Origin of the sequence: Enterobacter sp. A103, assembly GCF_034427535.1 — a bacterium.
GTDB classification, from domain to species: Bacteria; Pseudomonadota; Gammaproteobacteria; order Enterobacterales; family Enterobacteriaceae; genus Enterobacter; species Enterobacter asburiae_B.
The window spans coordinates 1,022,357-1,036,447 of sequence record NZ_JAXQPQ010000001.1; the positions used below are offsets into that span (position 1 = coordinate 1,022,357).

A 14,091-nucleotide genomic window follows, 5' to 3' on the forward strand; every position below is an offset into this window, starting at 1 on the left:
CCGTGCTACTCCGCCTTCTCGACAAAAATACCGTCCGGATGCCCCAGTTCGTTAAAAAACCAGATGCCGAGCGGGTAGTCTTCAAGCGATACCAGGTACATTGTGCCTTCGCTAAACTCTTCAATTGCCAGCACCACACCCGGGCGGCGCGGCCCACCGTCCGTTTTAACGGTTACCCGATCGTTGACCTTCATACATTCCTCCTCTGGTTTTGAGCCAGTGTAGAACAAAACGCAAAAACGCACATCGCCGCCCGGCGTGATTGGCGTTTTTATACACAGTCTATACTTACCGTTGGACACGGCTGAAAGAGGAACCCCGTAATGAAGACCGATAAAGAGTACAGCGACACCATCAAGCGCGAAGTCGAGGTGGATGTCGATGCCCTGCTGGCCGCCATCAATGAGATCAGTGAGTCAGAAGTCCGCCGGTCGGACGACAATTCGGACCGCGTCATTGTCAACGGAAGGGATTATCACACCTATCGCGAGCTGGCGGAGGCCTTCGAGCTTGATATTCACGACTTTAGCGTGTCTGAAGCCAATCGGTAGGGCGAAAAAAATCCCGGCCATGGGGATGACCGGGATCAAAACTTGCTTATGCAAGAAGCACTTGAAAATTCGTTACACCAGGAAATCTGATGTACATGCCACACTATCCCCAACGAATTTGGCTGACAAGCATATATTCTTACGATGAATATAATATTTTTAACATAATGCTTTTCGTTATGAGCAATAACACACGCCGAATGCGGGTTTGCCAGGAGCATTCCTCTTTTCTCCGGTTTTCGCCTTAATTATTTTTTAGGAATTTTCTTAGATCGAGACGCATCTGTTACCAGGAGTCGCTATGCCTTCACTGCGGGATACATTGCTGATTTTCTCTGACCTGGATGGTTCACTGCTGGATATTCACACCTATGAGTGGCAACCCGCCATGACCTGGCTGGACAGGCTGCTGGATAATCAGGTTCCGGTCATTCTTTGCAGCAGCAAGACCGCGGCAGAGATGCTCGATCTCCAGCTGGATCTGGGGCTGGAAGGCCTGCCTTTTATTGCCGAGAACGGCGCGGTGATTCAGCCTGACGTGCGCTGGGATAAGGTTCAGCGCCAGATCAGGGGGATGACGCACCGGGATATTCGCCCGCGAATCGAACAAATTCGCCTGCAGACGGGCTATAAATTCACCACTTTCGACGATGTGGATGAGCACGTTATCAGCGAGTGGACGGGCCTGACGCGCTACCGTTCGGCGCTTGCCCGCAAGCATGAAGCGTCCGTCACGCTCATCTGGCGCGATACCGACGAGAAAATGGTCCAGTTTGAAGAGGAGCTGGCGAATGTCGGCCTGAAATGCCTGCAGGGCGCGCGCTTCTGGCATGTTCTGGACGCTCGCTGCGGCAAAGACGTTGCGGTGAACTGGCTGATTGAGCAATACCGCGAGCTGGAAGAGATTGAACCCACCACGCTGGGGCTCGGCGACGGTCCCAATGATGCGCCCCTGCTCGACAGCGTTGACTTCGCGGTGGTGATTAAGGGCATTAACCGCCAGGGCATCACGCTACGGGACGATAACCCTGCCCGGGTTTATCACACCCGGCAGCCCGGCCCGGCGGGCTGGCAGGAGGGGCTGGATCACTTCCTCTCTTAATCCCGCCAGACGACCCGGTTACGCCCGCTCTGTTTGGCCTGATACAGCCGGACGTCCGCCACGGACTGCAGCTGTTCAAACTCGTAGTTACCCGCTTCATCCGTGCTGCTGACCCCCAGCGACGCGCTGACGCGCAGGGTCGTGCTCTTCTTCACCAGGATCTCCTTACTGTTGATCCGGCAACGTATACGGTCCGCGACGCTTCTCGCCTCCTCCAGACCAATCCCCGGCAGGACGACGCAAAACTCTTCCCCGCCTACACGCCCTGCCACATCATTCTTGCGTAACGCGCTGGCAATCAGCCCTGCCGTGTGGGAGAGCACTTTATCTCCGGCCTGATGGCCGAAGCGGTCGTTGATATTTTTAAAATGGTCGAGATCGATCTGAATCACCGAGAACGGCAGCGACTGCTGGCGACAGGTTTCCGCCAGCAATTTTGCGCGGTCGAACAGCGCGCCGCGATTATTCAGCCGGGTAAGCGGATCATGCCAGGCCTGCCACTGGAGCGAGTGCTGAAGCGTGTACATGTTACTCACCATGCGGCGGATCACCAGCCACGAGATCAACAGCATGGCGGTAAAGAGCGCCCACATTAGCGCCAGCACGATACTGATGCTGCCGAAGTCGTCCTGTACCCCTTCGTGCAGGGTGTGGATCCGCAGGACAACGCCGTCGAAGTGATCGAGTCGTTCCCAGCTCACAAAACGGCTTCCGAGGCGGATCCCGCCGCCGGTGGCGTGCTCAATCGCCTGCGCAATCTGCGCCGTTTCGCGTTCGTCAAAATGGTTAACCGCGTTTTCCGTATGGGCAGAGGTGGCAATCATGTTGAGCCGGGTATCGTACAGCTGATACTCCCCTTCCGTTCGGTCTTCCGTCGCATCGGCCAGCAGACGCTGCATGGTGCCCAACGTAAAATCCATCGCCACGACGCCATACCAGTAATGATCGAAATAGATGGGGACGCTGGCGGTGATCATTCGTTCATCATTGGTCCAGGATGAGGGGGTGGAGATGAACCAGCGCACCGCGCGAGCGCGATTGTTCCGCTCTGACTGCTGGGTAAACCAGGACTGCGTGACAAGATGGTAATAGCGGGAGGTAATGTCGCCCGCCTGGTCCGGCGTATCGGTGGAAATGAAAAACCCGGCGCGGGACACGTAGATCACGCGCGCTTCCGTTTGTGCTCTCGACGACGCCAGCCTGAGCAGATACCCCACTTCGAGCGTGGCAGAAATCTCGTGGCTGAGGCGTTCGGCGTCACGATTCAGAAACGTGGTTTTCTCGACGAAGGCATCCGAGACACCGTTAATGGGAAGGGTGCGTTTTTTATCAACGGCAAGCTGCCAGGTGGGGAGCATGCGGACTGAGCTAAAGCGTGACACCGCATTCTGAAGTACATCAAATGCCAGCGGCGTCTGGATCGCATCATGCATGCCCTGACGGAACAACAGCATCCTGTCGACGCTGTTCTGCAGCTGCCTGTCCAGCGAACTGGCGACCGTATCCAGATGATTACGCTGGCTGGAGATGTACGCTTCTTCCAGTACCACCACTTCACGCCAGGTCAGTAGCGTCGAGAATACCAGAACAACCAGAAAACAGAGATTAACAATCAACCCCGGATTGCTACGCTTATGCAGCCATTGCAAAAAAGATTGTCTTACAACAAAGGTATCGCGCTGCACACACACTCCCTGATCGCTGCCTTACACCCGGTACTGGAGATAAAAACGCCCGGCAAAGCCGGGCGTTATGTGATTAAGCCTTGTCCGGCTGGTGCTGCCCGTCCCCCGGCTGAAGCTCATCTTCACGAAATGCTTCCCGCTTGATGCCATAGCCATCGTGCCACCGACATTCCACCATTCCGCTGGAATACCCGGTGACAATCATACGTGGGCCGCCCTTCTTAGGCTTAACTTCATCACTGACCAAAAAGACCATACCTGCCTCCTGTATCAGGGTGAAACTGTTTCAATTTAGACGAGGAATGGTCTTTTTGCATCCCATAACGGGTAACAATTAGTGCGACGTGCCGCGAATTTTTTCAACCAGCTTCACCGCCGCGACCACGATAGCGCCAATGATGAAGCCCAGCACCAGATTCAGCAGCGTGGGCAGAATCGCCGCGACAACGGCCCCCTGCGCCGAGGAAAAATGTTCGATCGCATGGTGCAGCGGCGCGATACCGTGCACCACGATCCCGCCGCCCACGAGGAACATCGCCAGCGTGCCCACCACCGACAAACTCTTCATCAGCCACGGGGCCAGCACCAGCAGGCTTTTGCCGATGCCTCTTGCCACCGCGCTCGATTTCTCCTCCAGCCAGTAGCCGATATCATCCAGCTTGACGATCAGACCCACCAGGCCGTAGACGCCGACCGTGACCAGAATGGCGATGCCGGAGAGGATCAGAACCTGATTCATGAGCGGCGCGTCAGACACGATACCCAGCGTAATGGCGACAATCTCTGCGGACAGGATAAAGTCGGTCCGAATGGCGCCTTTGACCTTATCGCGCTCGAATGTTTTCGGATCCTGAGCGGCCAGCGCTTCGAGACGCTGCTGGCGCATCTCCGGCGTATCGCTCTGCTTGCGCGCGCTAAAGGAGTGCAGGACCTTCTCTACGCCCTCGAAGCAGAGAAACGCCCCGCCAATCATCAGCAGCGGCGTGATGGCCCAGGGAATAAACGCGCTGATCAGCAGCGCCAGCGGGACCAGAATCACCTTATTCAGGAAGGAGCCTTTTGCCACGCCCCACACCACCGGCAGTTCACGGTTAGCCCTTACCCCACTCACCTGTTGGGCGTTAAGCGATAAATCATCTCCCAGCACGCCTGCGGTTTTTTTCGCCGCCAGTTTCCCCATCACTGAAATGTCATCCAGTAAGGTCGCAATATCATCCAGCAATGTTAATAAGCTACTTCCTGCCAAAATCTTAATCCTTCATTTTTTGGTAATTAGGTGAATAGTATGGAGCAAAAGCGCAAACCCGGAAACACCCACCTCACGTCAACAAAAAATTCACATCAGCTACACAATTAAAGGGCTCGCCAGCGAGATAGTTTTCGCGTTTACTATCAGCGACCTTTTTATTTCGTCGTGAGGGATTATGCGTTTCCGGCAATTGCTACCGCTCATTGGGGCACTCTTTTCGCTGTACATCATCTGGGGCTCAACCTATTTTGTCATTCGCATCGGCGTGGAAAGCTGGCCGCCACTGATGATGGCGGGCATCCGCTTTCTCTCGGCTGGCGTGCTGCTGCTGGCCTTCCTGCTGCTGCGCGGGCATAAGCTTCCCCCGCTGCGCCCGATGCTGAATGCCGCCCTGATCGGCCTGCTGCTGCTGGCGGTGGGAAATGGGTTTGTAACGATTGCCGAGCACCAGAACGTACCGTCCGGGATCGCCGCCGTGGTCGTTGCCACCGTACCGCTGTTTACCCTCTGCTTTAGCCGCCTTTTCGGTATCCGCACCCGCAAGCTGGAATGGCTGGGGATTGGTATTGGCCTTGCCGGCATCATTCTGCTGAATAGCGGCGGTAACCTGAGCGGGAATCCGTGGGGCGCAATCATCATCCTGATTGGCTCGATGAGCTGGGCGTTTGGTTCCGTCTACGGTTCGCGTATCGAACTGCCGACCGGCATGATGGCGGGCGCGATTGAGATGCTCGCCGCCGGGATTGTACTGCTGCTCGCCTCCACGCTGACGGGAGAAAAGCTGACGACCCTGCCGCCGCTGTCGGGCTTTCTGGCGGTAGGCTACCTGGCGCTGTTTGGTTCCATCATCGCCATTAACGCCTATATGTTCCTGATCCGCAACGTCTCCCCGGCTGTCGCCACCAGCTATGCCTACGTCAACCCGGTCGTGGCCGTGCTGCTCGGGACGGGATTGGGGGGAGAAACGCTCTCTTCCGTTGAATGGCTGGCATTAGGGGTGATTGTTTTTGCCGTCGTGCTGGTCACCCTGGGCAAATATTTACTGCCCGCAAAACCGGTTGTCACGCCTTGCGAGGTGGAGAAACCGTAAGCAGGTGAATACCCTGCGTGTCGATCTGCGCGGTCTGGCCGCCGCCGCAGATCCACTCCTCAAGCCGCTCGGTCAGATCGGTATCGTTCAGTTTTAATCTGCCCCTCAGCGCACACTCCCAGACGATCAGCACCCGCCAGCCCTGCGCAATCAGCGCGGTGAGATCCCGTCTGTCGCGCTCGACGTTCTTGCCAATTTTATCCAGCCAGAAATCGGTGCGCGTCGCGGGGACTTTAAACAGGTAGCAGTCGTGGTGATGCCAGAAACAGCCGTGGGTAAAGATGATGCACTGCCAGGCGTCGATGACGAAATCCGGGCGACCCGCAAGCGCGGGATCCTGCACGCGGAAATCAAACCCCGCCTGCGTCAGCAGCCCGGCCAGGCGCTTTTCGATGGCGGTGTTACGCGTGCCGATGGCACGCATATTTTTGCTGCGCGTGTCCTTATCGTGAACATCCGTCATTGACGGCCTCACCCTGACGGAGTGCCACCGCCTGTCTGATGCGCGAGGCCAGCAGTTTTGCCACGGCCGCGAACGCGGGAACCACCACCGAATTACCAAACTGGCGGTACGCCTGGGTATCCGAAACCGGAATGCGGAAGCGGTAGCCCTGCGGGGTCTCAAATCCCATCAACCGGGCGCATTCCCGCGGCGTTAAGCGTCGCGGACGGTGACGCTGGTTGTGCGGATCGTCGAAATCTTTTTCACCCAGCGCCTTGTCCCAGCCTCTGTCGATCAGGATCTCTGCCCCATCCTTATAGTAGCGAGCGGACAACGTACGGGTCACGCTGTGCGGATTGTTGGGGTTTACCATCCCAAAACCGAAGCCGTTGCCCTTCGCCTGATGTTTCTTGGCATAGCGGTAGAGGTATTTCCACAGCACCGGGGTAAGGATAAATTTCGCGTCAACGACAGGTTCCAGCAGGTCGGCCACGGTAGGACGACGCTCGGGATACAAAGACGGAATATCACGAAGGGTGAAATCCCCCTTGAGATTGAGGTCGCGGCGGAAACCCACCAGCACGATACGTTCGCGATGCTGGGGCAGGAAATGTTTCCCATCAATGATTTTGGGATCGTCCGCGCCGATGTCCTGCGAGTCGGCCACGTCATAACCCAGCTCATCCAGGGTCTGCATAATAATGCGGAAGGTTTTTCCACCGTCGTGGCTCTTTAGATTTTTGACGTTTTCCAGCACAAAGATGGCCGGGCGACGGGCGTCAATAATGCGCGCCACATCAAAAAACAGCGTTCCCTGGGTATCGCAGGCAAAGCCGTGGGCACGTCCAAGGGCATTCTTTTTGGAGACACCGGCCAGCGAGAAGGGCTGACACGGGAAGCCGGCCAGCAGCACGTCATGCGCCGGGATCGTCTGGCGAATGTGCTCGGCGGCGTGTTCATCGCTCACGCCGCTTTTATGGCTCAGGGTGACATCGCGGATATCCGCGTTGAACTGGTGCTCGTGCGGATCGCAGTACCAGTTGGCCTTGTAGGTCCGGACGGCATGTTTGTTCCACTCGCTGGTAAACACGCACTGTCCGCCGATAGCTTCAAAACCGTGCCGGATGCCGCCGATACCGGCGAACAGATCGATAAAGCGGAAGGCGTAGTTCGGGTGCGCGGCAGGAGGACGCGGAAGCAGGTTTTGCAGATAACGAAACTCGCCTTCGCTCAGGCGACGCCCTGCGCGTTCGCTGGTCAGCAGACGCTTAAGGATCGCCGGGCTCCAGTGGCTCTCGCCGTGCGCCACCAGCAGATTGGCCAGCGTTTTAGCATCATAGATATCCAACAGCTGGCGCAGCAACGCCTGCACCGTTGCCGTTGATTTCTCAGCCTGCTCGGGCGCGGGCTCTGTCACTGATCGATTTTCCTGCATTCTTTTAACCGGAGAGTAAAGACTGGAAACAGATTACCACAGTTCAGTTGCGCAAACTGCGACGGAAGCGGCTCAACACCTTGCTATCCAGCCCGATGCAGTCGCCGTGTAATTCGGCACTGAGTTTCGCCATAAACTGGATCAGGAAATCGGCATTGTGACGTGCCAGCTCGCGGCCCATTTCCGTTTGCATTGTATCAGGCAATCGCAGCAGCTTGGTCTGAAAATGGTCGAGGGCAAACGCACGGTCATCAAGGATACGCGCATCGGCAAAGGGATCGTCTGCATCAAAAAGCGGCACGCCCAGCGCGCCCGAGACGGCAAAGACGCGCGCCAGGCCGATAGCGCCTAACGCTTCCAGCCGGTCTGCGTCCTGCACAATTTTGGCTTCCATGCTCTGTGGCGCAATCCCGGCGCTGAAGCTGTGCGCCTCAATCGCGTGCGCAACGGCGGCAATATGCTCTGGCGGAAAGTCCGGGAAGTCGCGGCGCAGAATGTCGCTCGTCTTAAGCGCGGCGAGCCGTGACGACTGGCTGCGTTCGGGATGGTTTTTCGGCAGGCTGACAATATCGTGGAAATAGCATGCGGTCAGGATCACCAGCGGTTCCACCGCCTGGTAATCCATGATTTTTTGCGCCGTCATCCAGACCCGACGAAAATGCGAAATATCATGTGCGGTATCGTCGGTGCTGTGGTTTTCCTCAAGCCAGCGCTCAAATCGCTGCTGCCACCGGGCAAGTTCCATCGTCATATCCTGTTGTTTAAAAGAGAATCAATTATAACATAGCCGAATTAAATCAATTTAAAAATAGAACCACGAAATACTTAATAATAATTACACCATATAAATTCAATGAATTAATTCACCAGAAAAATAAAGAGATTAATAGAAATATTTAGCAATATTTCATAGGATTTAATTACATTTATTTTTGAAACTAAATAACACTTCCTGGAATAGTATCAAGCCTGTAATTGCGGAGGGTGATTACATATATTCATATAAATTATGTTTGAAGGGAATATATAATGAAAAGAAAAGTTCTGGCAATTGTGGTACCCGCGTTATTAATGGCAGGCGCAGCCAATGCGGCTGAAATGTACAACAAAAACGGCAACAAAGTTGATTTCTACGGCAAGATGGTAGGTGAACGCATCTGGTCGGACACTGACACAAGCAACAGTGAAAATGAAGATACTTCATATGCCCGTTTTGGTGTGAAAGGCGAAACACAGATCAATAACGAACTGACCGGTTACGGCCAGTTTGAATATAACATTGACGCCAGCACACCTGAAGGTGAGCAGGACGAAAGTACACGTCTGGCCTTCGCGGGTCTGAAATTCGCAGACTACGGCTCATTCGATTATGGCCGCAATTACGGCGTGGCTTATGACGGCGCGGCGTATACCGATATGCTGGTTGAATGGGGCGGAGACTCATGGGCTGCCACTGATAACTTTATGACACAGCGTACCAACGGCGTTGCGACTTACCGTAACACCGATTTCTTCGGCATGGTTGAAGGTCTTAACTTTGCTTTACAGTACCAGGGTAAAAACGATAACCGCAATGAATTCAAAGCGAATGGTGATGGTTACAGCATGTCTGTGAATTATAACATTGATGGCTTTGGTTTCGTTGGCGTGTACGGTAAATCCGACCGTACCGATGAGCAGACTGCTGACGGTTATGGCGATACAGCGGAAGTTTGGTCTCTGTCTGCAAAATATGATGCAAACAACGTTTATGCTGCGGTGATGTACGGTGAAACCCGTAATATGACTAAAGTTGGATACAATGCCTTCGCCAATAAAACCCAAAACGTGGAAGCCGTTGTTCAGTATCAATTCGACTTTGGTCTGCGTCCATCCCTGGGCTACGTATACTCACAGGGTAAAGACCTGTATGCCCGCAATGGTTATAAAGGCGTTGACGCTGACCGCGTAAATTATATTGAAATGGGTACCTGGTACTACTTCAATAAAAATATGAACGTTTATACTGCCTATAAGTTTAACCTGCTGGACGAAGAAGACGGTGCCATCACTGGCAACGCAACTGACGATCAGTTTGCTATGGGTATTGTTTACCAGTTCTAATCCCCAAAATACCAAAGGCCGCAATTGCGGCCTTTTTACTATCTGAAGATCTTACGGCGCTTCCTGCAGCGCCACGCGGATAAACCCGTTATTCTGCGCCAGCAGTTCATGGGCTTTCCACGCATCCAGCCCCGTCAGCACCATCAACACCGCCGTTTTACAGTTATGGTTACAGCTCTCCAGCGCGGCTTTTGCCTCGACCCGTGTGCATCCCCCCGCTTCCATCACTATGGCGATTTGCCGTTCAGCCCATTTGGTCGTGCTTGCCTCAAGATCCACACGCAGGTTGCTGTAAACCCGTCCGGTTCGGACGGCCAGCCCGGTGGCAATCATCGAGAGGATCATTTTTTGCGCGATCCCCGCTTTGGTGTTGATATAGCCTGCGACGACGTCGGCCCCCAGCTCCGGAGCAATAACCATGCTCGCCAGCTGCGCGGCTTCGCTTTGCGCATCACCGGTAACAATAGCGACCGGTGAACCCAGCGACCACGCATGGCGCATTGCCCCCCAGACCCACGGCGTTTTTCCGCTGACGGTCACGGCCAGCATCATATCGTGTTCACCAAACTTGATGGCCTGCAGATCGGCAACGCCGCGCTCGTAGCTCCCTTCCCCTTCTTGTGCCGTAACGGCCATCACAGGGGTTTTGCCCGGCGCATATTCATCGGCAATCTGTTGCGCTACGCGCCCTGACGGCCCCGCGCCAACGACAATCAGGCGACCGCCGTGGCTGAGCGTCGCGGCGGCGTTGTCCACCACGCGGGCAATAATATTTAAACAGGGGGTAAGCGCAGCAGAAATGAGTGCATCATCCTGGTGAATGACTTTCAGCATGTCCAGCGTGGACAATCTATCAATATTCATCGTGCTGGCGTGCCGTCTTTCCTTGACCGAACCGGTAAGCATAACGCTCATAAACAGCCTCCTTATTATGAGTACCCACACACTATAAAGTGTTTTATATAGATGACCTGCGAGGGGGGTCACGAAAAGAGGACCAAATCCACGCCTTTACATGGCTTTAAGAAAAGCGCGTCATCGGCGATAATTACCCCTTTCTTAATCATCGCGGAGTGTTGATGAGCGATTTGCAGCCTTTCCTTCCGACGCGCAAGCGCCCCATGAAGCTGAACACCCTGGTCACGCTGATGGTGTGCGCGATTATTGCCTCTGTGCTGCTGGTGGTTTTTGCGCTCTACTCCGTGCAAATCACCCGGGCGACCCGCGATGATGTAAAAGATACGGCTCTGGGTATTGCCAGAACGCTGGCCAACAGCCCGGAGATCCAGCGCGGCCTGATGCAGGCACCGCAGGAGAATATTATTCAGCCCATCGCCCAGGCGGTGACGAAACGAAACGATCTGCTGTTCACCGTGGTCACCGATATGCGCGGGATCCGCTACTCTCACCCGAACGAGGCGCTGCTGGGGCTGCATTTTATCGGTGACGATTTAACTCCCGCGCTTGAGGGCAAAGAGAACGTATCGGTAAACCGGGGTGCGCTCGCCGAAGCGCTTCGCGTCTTCACCCCAGTCTACGACGGCCAGCACGAGCAGATCGGCGTGGTGGCGGTAGGTATCTCCCTGAAAAAGGTTGAAGAGCAGATCGCTCGCGGGCGGCTAAACGCCGTCTGGACCATTTTATTCAGTATTTTTATGAGCTCCATGGCGATTTGGGGTCTGGTGCGGGTACTGAAACGCATCCTGTTCGGGCTCGAACCTTACGAAATTTCCGCCCTATTCGAACAGCGTCAGGCGATGCTGCAGTCGCTTCGCGAGGGGGTGCTGGCCGTCGATATTCACGGGCGCGTGACGATGATCAACCAGACCGCCAGAGAAATATTGCTTCTCCCCTCCGGCAAGCAGACCGAAAACGCCAGCGCCCCCCTGCTGGCCAGCCTGCGCGAAGTCTCAAAGACGGGCGTCGCGCGCCAGGATCAGGAGATCAGCTGTAACGGGCGTCTATTGCTGTGCAACATGGTGCCCGTTAAAAGTCAGGATCGGGTGATCGGCGCCATCACCACCTTCCGTGATAAAACGGAAATCAGCCAGCTGATGCAGCGTATTGATGGCATGGTCAACTACGTCGACGCCCTGCGCAGCCACACGCACGAGTTTATGAATAAACTGCATGTGATCCTGGGCCTGCTGCACATGAAGCGCTACGACAAGCTGGAAGAGTACATCATCCAGACGGCACATAATTACCAGACGGATATCGGTACGATACAGAGCAAGGTAAAATCCCCGGTTATTGCCGGGTTCCTGCTGGGTAAAATCAATCGGGCGAAAGAAGCGGGCGTCACCCTGACGCTGGCGGATGAATGCCAGATACCGGATACCGCGAGCGAAGAGCAGGTCGCGGTGCTGATCACCGTGCTGGGTAACCTCATTGAAAACGCGCTCGACGCGATGGAAGGACAGCAGGAAGGTGAGATCGGCCTGCTGCTGCATTATCAGAATGGCTGGCTCAGCTGCGAAGTCAGCGACGATGGCCCCGGCATTGAACCCGCTCAGCTGGAGGCTATTTTTACAAAGGGCTTCTCAACAAAAGGTGAAAACCGCGGCGTTGGGCTGTTCCTTGCTCGCCAGCAAATCCAGAACCTCGGCGGCGATATCACCGTCGAGTCTGAGCCAGGCGTATTTACCCAATTTTTTGTTCACATCCCCTGGGACAGCGAGAGGAATATCGCGTGATAAATGTATTAATTGTCGATGATGACGCCATGGTAGCCGACCTCAACCGTCTGTATGTCAACCGTGTTGATGGTTTTAGCTGCTGCGGCGTCGCCTCCACGCTAAACCAGGCCGAGGCCATCATTAATAACCCCGGGCAGCCTGTCGACCTGGTGCTGCTGGATGTCTATATGCAGCAGGATAACGGGCTGGATCTGCTGCCCGTTATTCGCGCATCCGGTCGCCCAATCGATGTGATTATGATCTCGTCGGCTGCCGACGCCGCCACGATCCAGACCTCCATCCACTACGGCGTGGTGGATTATCTGATCAAGCCGTTCCAGTTCCCACGCTTTGAAGAGGCGCTGAACGGCTGGAAGGCAAAGCATAGCCTGATGGGTTCGCACCAGTATTATGAGCAGGCCGACGTCGACCGGCTGATCCACGGCGGGGCGCCGGAACTGGCGGACAGTAAAAAGCTGCCGAAGGGGTTAACGCCGCAAACGCTGCGCACGATTTGCCAGTGGATTGACGCTCACCCGGAGACGGAATTTTCTACCGATGACCTGGCAAGCGCGGTCAATATCTCGCGCGTGTCCTGCCGCAAGTACCTGATTTGGCTCGCACAAATCAACATTCTGTTCACCAGCATTCACTACGGCGCCACCGGCCGTCCGGTGTATCGCTACCGTCTCCAGCCGGAGCAGACCGGCCTGCTCAAGCAATACTGTCAGTAACGCGGTAGTCGTTATCCAGCAGGGTAAAGCGGAAGTGGTGTGCTGAAGAGAACACCACTTCTTTTGTTTTGGTCACAAAGATAGCTTCAATATCGGGGCGCGCGCGCAGGGCGGCACAGCCCTTCTCTACGCCCATACCGTACATCAGAGTGGTCCAGATATCGCCGTCGATGGAGTCCTTCGAAACAATCGTTACGCTGTCCAGCTCGTTGTCCAGCGGATACCCGGTGCGCGGATCGAGAATATGGTGATAGCGCTTGCCGTTTTGCTCAAAGTAGCGCTCGTACGTTCCCGACGTCACGACGGAGAGGTTCTCTACGGTCATCGTGCCGATCAGCGCATCACCGGCGAACGGTTTTTTCAGCCCCACGCTCCAGCCCCCTTCCGGCGAGCCTAACGTCTGAATGTTTCCGCCGAGGTTGATCAGCCCCAGCTCAGCGCCCTCTTTATGCAGGTAATCACGCACCCTGTCGGCGATATAGCCTTTGGCAATGGCCCCCAGATCGATCTCCATCCCCGCTCTGGTCAGGAACACGCTGCTGCTGGCCTCATCAAGAATGACATCTTCAGGACGGGTTATCGCCAGCAGCGACGCGATTTCCTTCGCAGGCGGAACGCTGTCCCCCTGAAAGCCAATTTTCCAGCGCTTCACCAGCGGACCTATCGCCAGGTTAAAGGCGCTGTCCCTGAACAGGCTTGCCGCTTTGGCACAGCGGATCAGCTCAAACACCGGCCGGCTGACGGTAACCGGATGCTGGCCAGCCGCATGGTTGATGTCCATCACCTGCGAGTGCGCGCGGTTAACCGTAAGCAGATCTTCGTACTGTTTGATCAGGCGAAACACGCGGGACGCGAGGGCTTCGTCATGGGAAAAGAGTTTGAGGAGGATGGGCGATCCCATCAGAACGGCGGAGTAGCTGTAAACGCGATGGCTATCAGGCATGGCTGGAGTCCTCAGATGTAGCCCCGGCAGGCACCGCGCCGCCGGGGAAAATGCCGGATAGCGCTGGGCGTATCCGGCC

15 protein-coding genes are annotated in these 14,091 nt (G+C 55.5%); 6 read left to right on the top strand and 9 right to left on the bottom strand.

What is annotated here, in order from left to right:
- Positions 1 to 5: 5 nt before the first annotated feature.
- Entirely contained in the window at positions 6 to 194 is a 189-nt protein-coding gene (dsrB, locus tag SPH27_RS04955) for a protein DsrB (protein ID WP_013097741.1), read from the bottom strand.
- 129 nt (positions 195 to 323) lie between these two features.
- Between dsrB and yodD the strand changes: the two genes are divergently transcribed.
- Positions 324 to 551, top strand: coding sequence for a YodD family peroxide/acid resistance protein (yodD, locus tag SPH27_RS04960; RefSeq protein WP_008500310.1), 228 nt, complete (start codon positions 324 to 326; stop codon positions 549 to 551).
- A gap of 301 nt (positions 552 to 852) precedes the next feature.
- Positions 853 to 1,653 carry a mannosyl-3-phosphoglycerate phosphatase-related protein gene (locus SPH27_RS04965; RefSeq protein ID WP_182072144.1) on the top strand — a complete coding sequence of 267 codons (801 nt, stop codon included), beginning with the start codon at positions 853 to 855 and terminating at the stop codon, positions 1,651 to 1,653.
- Here SPH27_RS04965 and dgcQ read toward each other — a convergent pair.
- The 3 genes from dgcQ to SPH27_RS04980 form a co-directional block, all read right to left on the bottom strand.
- Positions 1,650 to 3,338: a cellulose biosynthesis regulator diguanylate cyclase DgcQ gene (gene dgcQ, locus SPH27_RS04970; protein ID WP_182072142.1), complete on the bottom strand. Its 1,689-nt coding sequence runs from the start codon at positions 3,336 to 3,338 to the stop codon at positions 1,650 to 1,652. The genes SPH27_RS04965 and dgcQ overlap by 4 nt on opposite strands.
- A gap of 73 nt (positions 3,339 to 3,411) precedes the next feature.
- Positions 3,412 to 3,594: a YodC family protein gene (locus SPH27_RS04975; protein WP_182072140.1), complete on the bottom strand. Its 183-nt coding sequence runs from the start codon at positions 3,592 to 3,594 to the stop codon at positions 3,412 to 3,414.
- 78 nt (positions 3,595 to 3,672) lie between these two features.
- Positions 3,673 to 4,584, bottom strand: a complete 912-nt coding sequence (locus SPH27_RS04980) for a DUF808 domain-containing protein (protein ID WP_182072138.1) — start codon at positions 4,582 to 4,584, stop codon at positions 3,673 to 3,675.
- A 178-nt stretch (positions 4,585 to 4,762) separates the two neighbouring features.
- On the opposite strand from SPH27_RS04980, the gene yedA reads away from it, so the two are divergent.
- A complete protein-coding gene (gene yedA, locus SPH27_RS04985) occupies positions 4,763 to 5,677 on the top strand; it encodes a drug/metabolite exporter YedA (RefSeq protein WP_033145907.1) in 915 nt (304 codons plus the stop codon).
- Here the strand turns inward: yedA and SPH27_RS04990 are convergent.
- The 3 genes from SPH27_RS04990 to SPH27_RS05000 form a co-directional block, all read right to left on the bottom strand.
- Positions 5,649 to 6,140 carry a very short patch repair endonuclease gene (locus SPH27_RS04990; RefSeq protein WP_207167541.1) on the bottom strand — a complete coding sequence of 164 codons (492 nt, stop codon included), beginning with the start codon at positions 6,138 to 6,140 and terminating at the stop codon, positions 5,649 to 5,651. The genes yedA and SPH27_RS04990 overlap by 29 nt on opposite strands.
- Complete coding sequence (locus SPH27_RS04995) at positions 6,121 to 7,536, bottom strand: DNA cytosine methyltransferase (RefSeq protein WP_310649156.1); 1,416 nt, start codon at positions 7,534 to 7,536, stop codon at positions 6,121 to 6,123. Before SPH27_RS04995 ends, SPH27_RS04990 begins: the two co-directional genes overlap by 20 nt.
- Positions 7,537 to 7,597: 61 nt before the next feature.
- Positions 7,598 to 8,299 (bottom strand): phosphohydrolase, encoded by a 702-nt coding sequence (locus SPH27_RS05000; protein ID WP_182072132.1) that lies wholly within the window; start codon positions 8,297 to 8,299, stop codon positions 7,598 to 7,600.
- Between the two features lie 284 nt (positions 8,300 to 8,583).
- On the opposite strand from SPH27_RS05000, the gene SPH27_RS05005 reads away from it, so the two are divergent.
- Positions 8,584 to 9,657 (top strand): porin, encoded by a 1,074-nt coding sequence (locus SPH27_RS05005; protein ID WP_048980986.1) that lies wholly within the window; start codon positions 8,584 to 8,586, stop codon positions 9,655 to 9,657.
- Positions 9,658 to 9,708: 51 nt separating this feature from the next.
- On the opposite strand, the gene SPH27_RS05010 is transcribed toward SPH27_RS05005, so the two are convergent.
- Positions 9,709 to 10,572, bottom strand: a complete 864-nt coding sequence (locus tag SPH27_RS05010; RefSeq protein ID WP_182072130.1) for an N-acetylmuramic acid 6-phosphate etherase — start codon at positions 10,570 to 10,572, stop codon at positions 9,709 to 9,711.
- A 164-nt stretch (positions 10,573 to 10,736) separates the two neighbouring features.
- Between SPH27_RS05010 and SPH27_RS05015 the strand changes: the two genes are divergently transcribed.
- Complete coding sequence (locus tag SPH27_RS05015) at positions 10,737 to 12,353, top strand: sensor histidine kinase (protein ID WP_039263791.1); 1,617 nt, start codon at positions 10,737 to 10,739, stop codon at positions 12,351 to 12,353.
- Complete coding sequence (gene dcuR, locus SPH27_RS05020) at positions 12,350 to 13,069, top strand: two-component system response regulator DcuR (protein ID WP_033145914.1); 720 nt, start codon at positions 12,350 to 12,352, stop codon at positions 13,067 to 13,069. The genes SPH27_RS05015 and dcuR overlap by 4 nt, the downstream gene beginning before the upstream one ends.
- Here dcuR and SPH27_RS05025 read toward each other — a convergent pair.
- Positions 13,050 to 14,012, bottom strand: a complete 963-nt coding sequence (locus tag SPH27_RS05025; protein ID WP_207167546.1) for an FAD:protein FMN transferase — start codon at positions 14,010 to 14,012, stop codon at positions 13,050 to 13,052. The two genes, dcuR and SPH27_RS05025, sit on opposite strands and share 20 nt — an antisense overlap.
- Positions 14,013 to 14,091 lie beyond the last annotated feature (79 nt).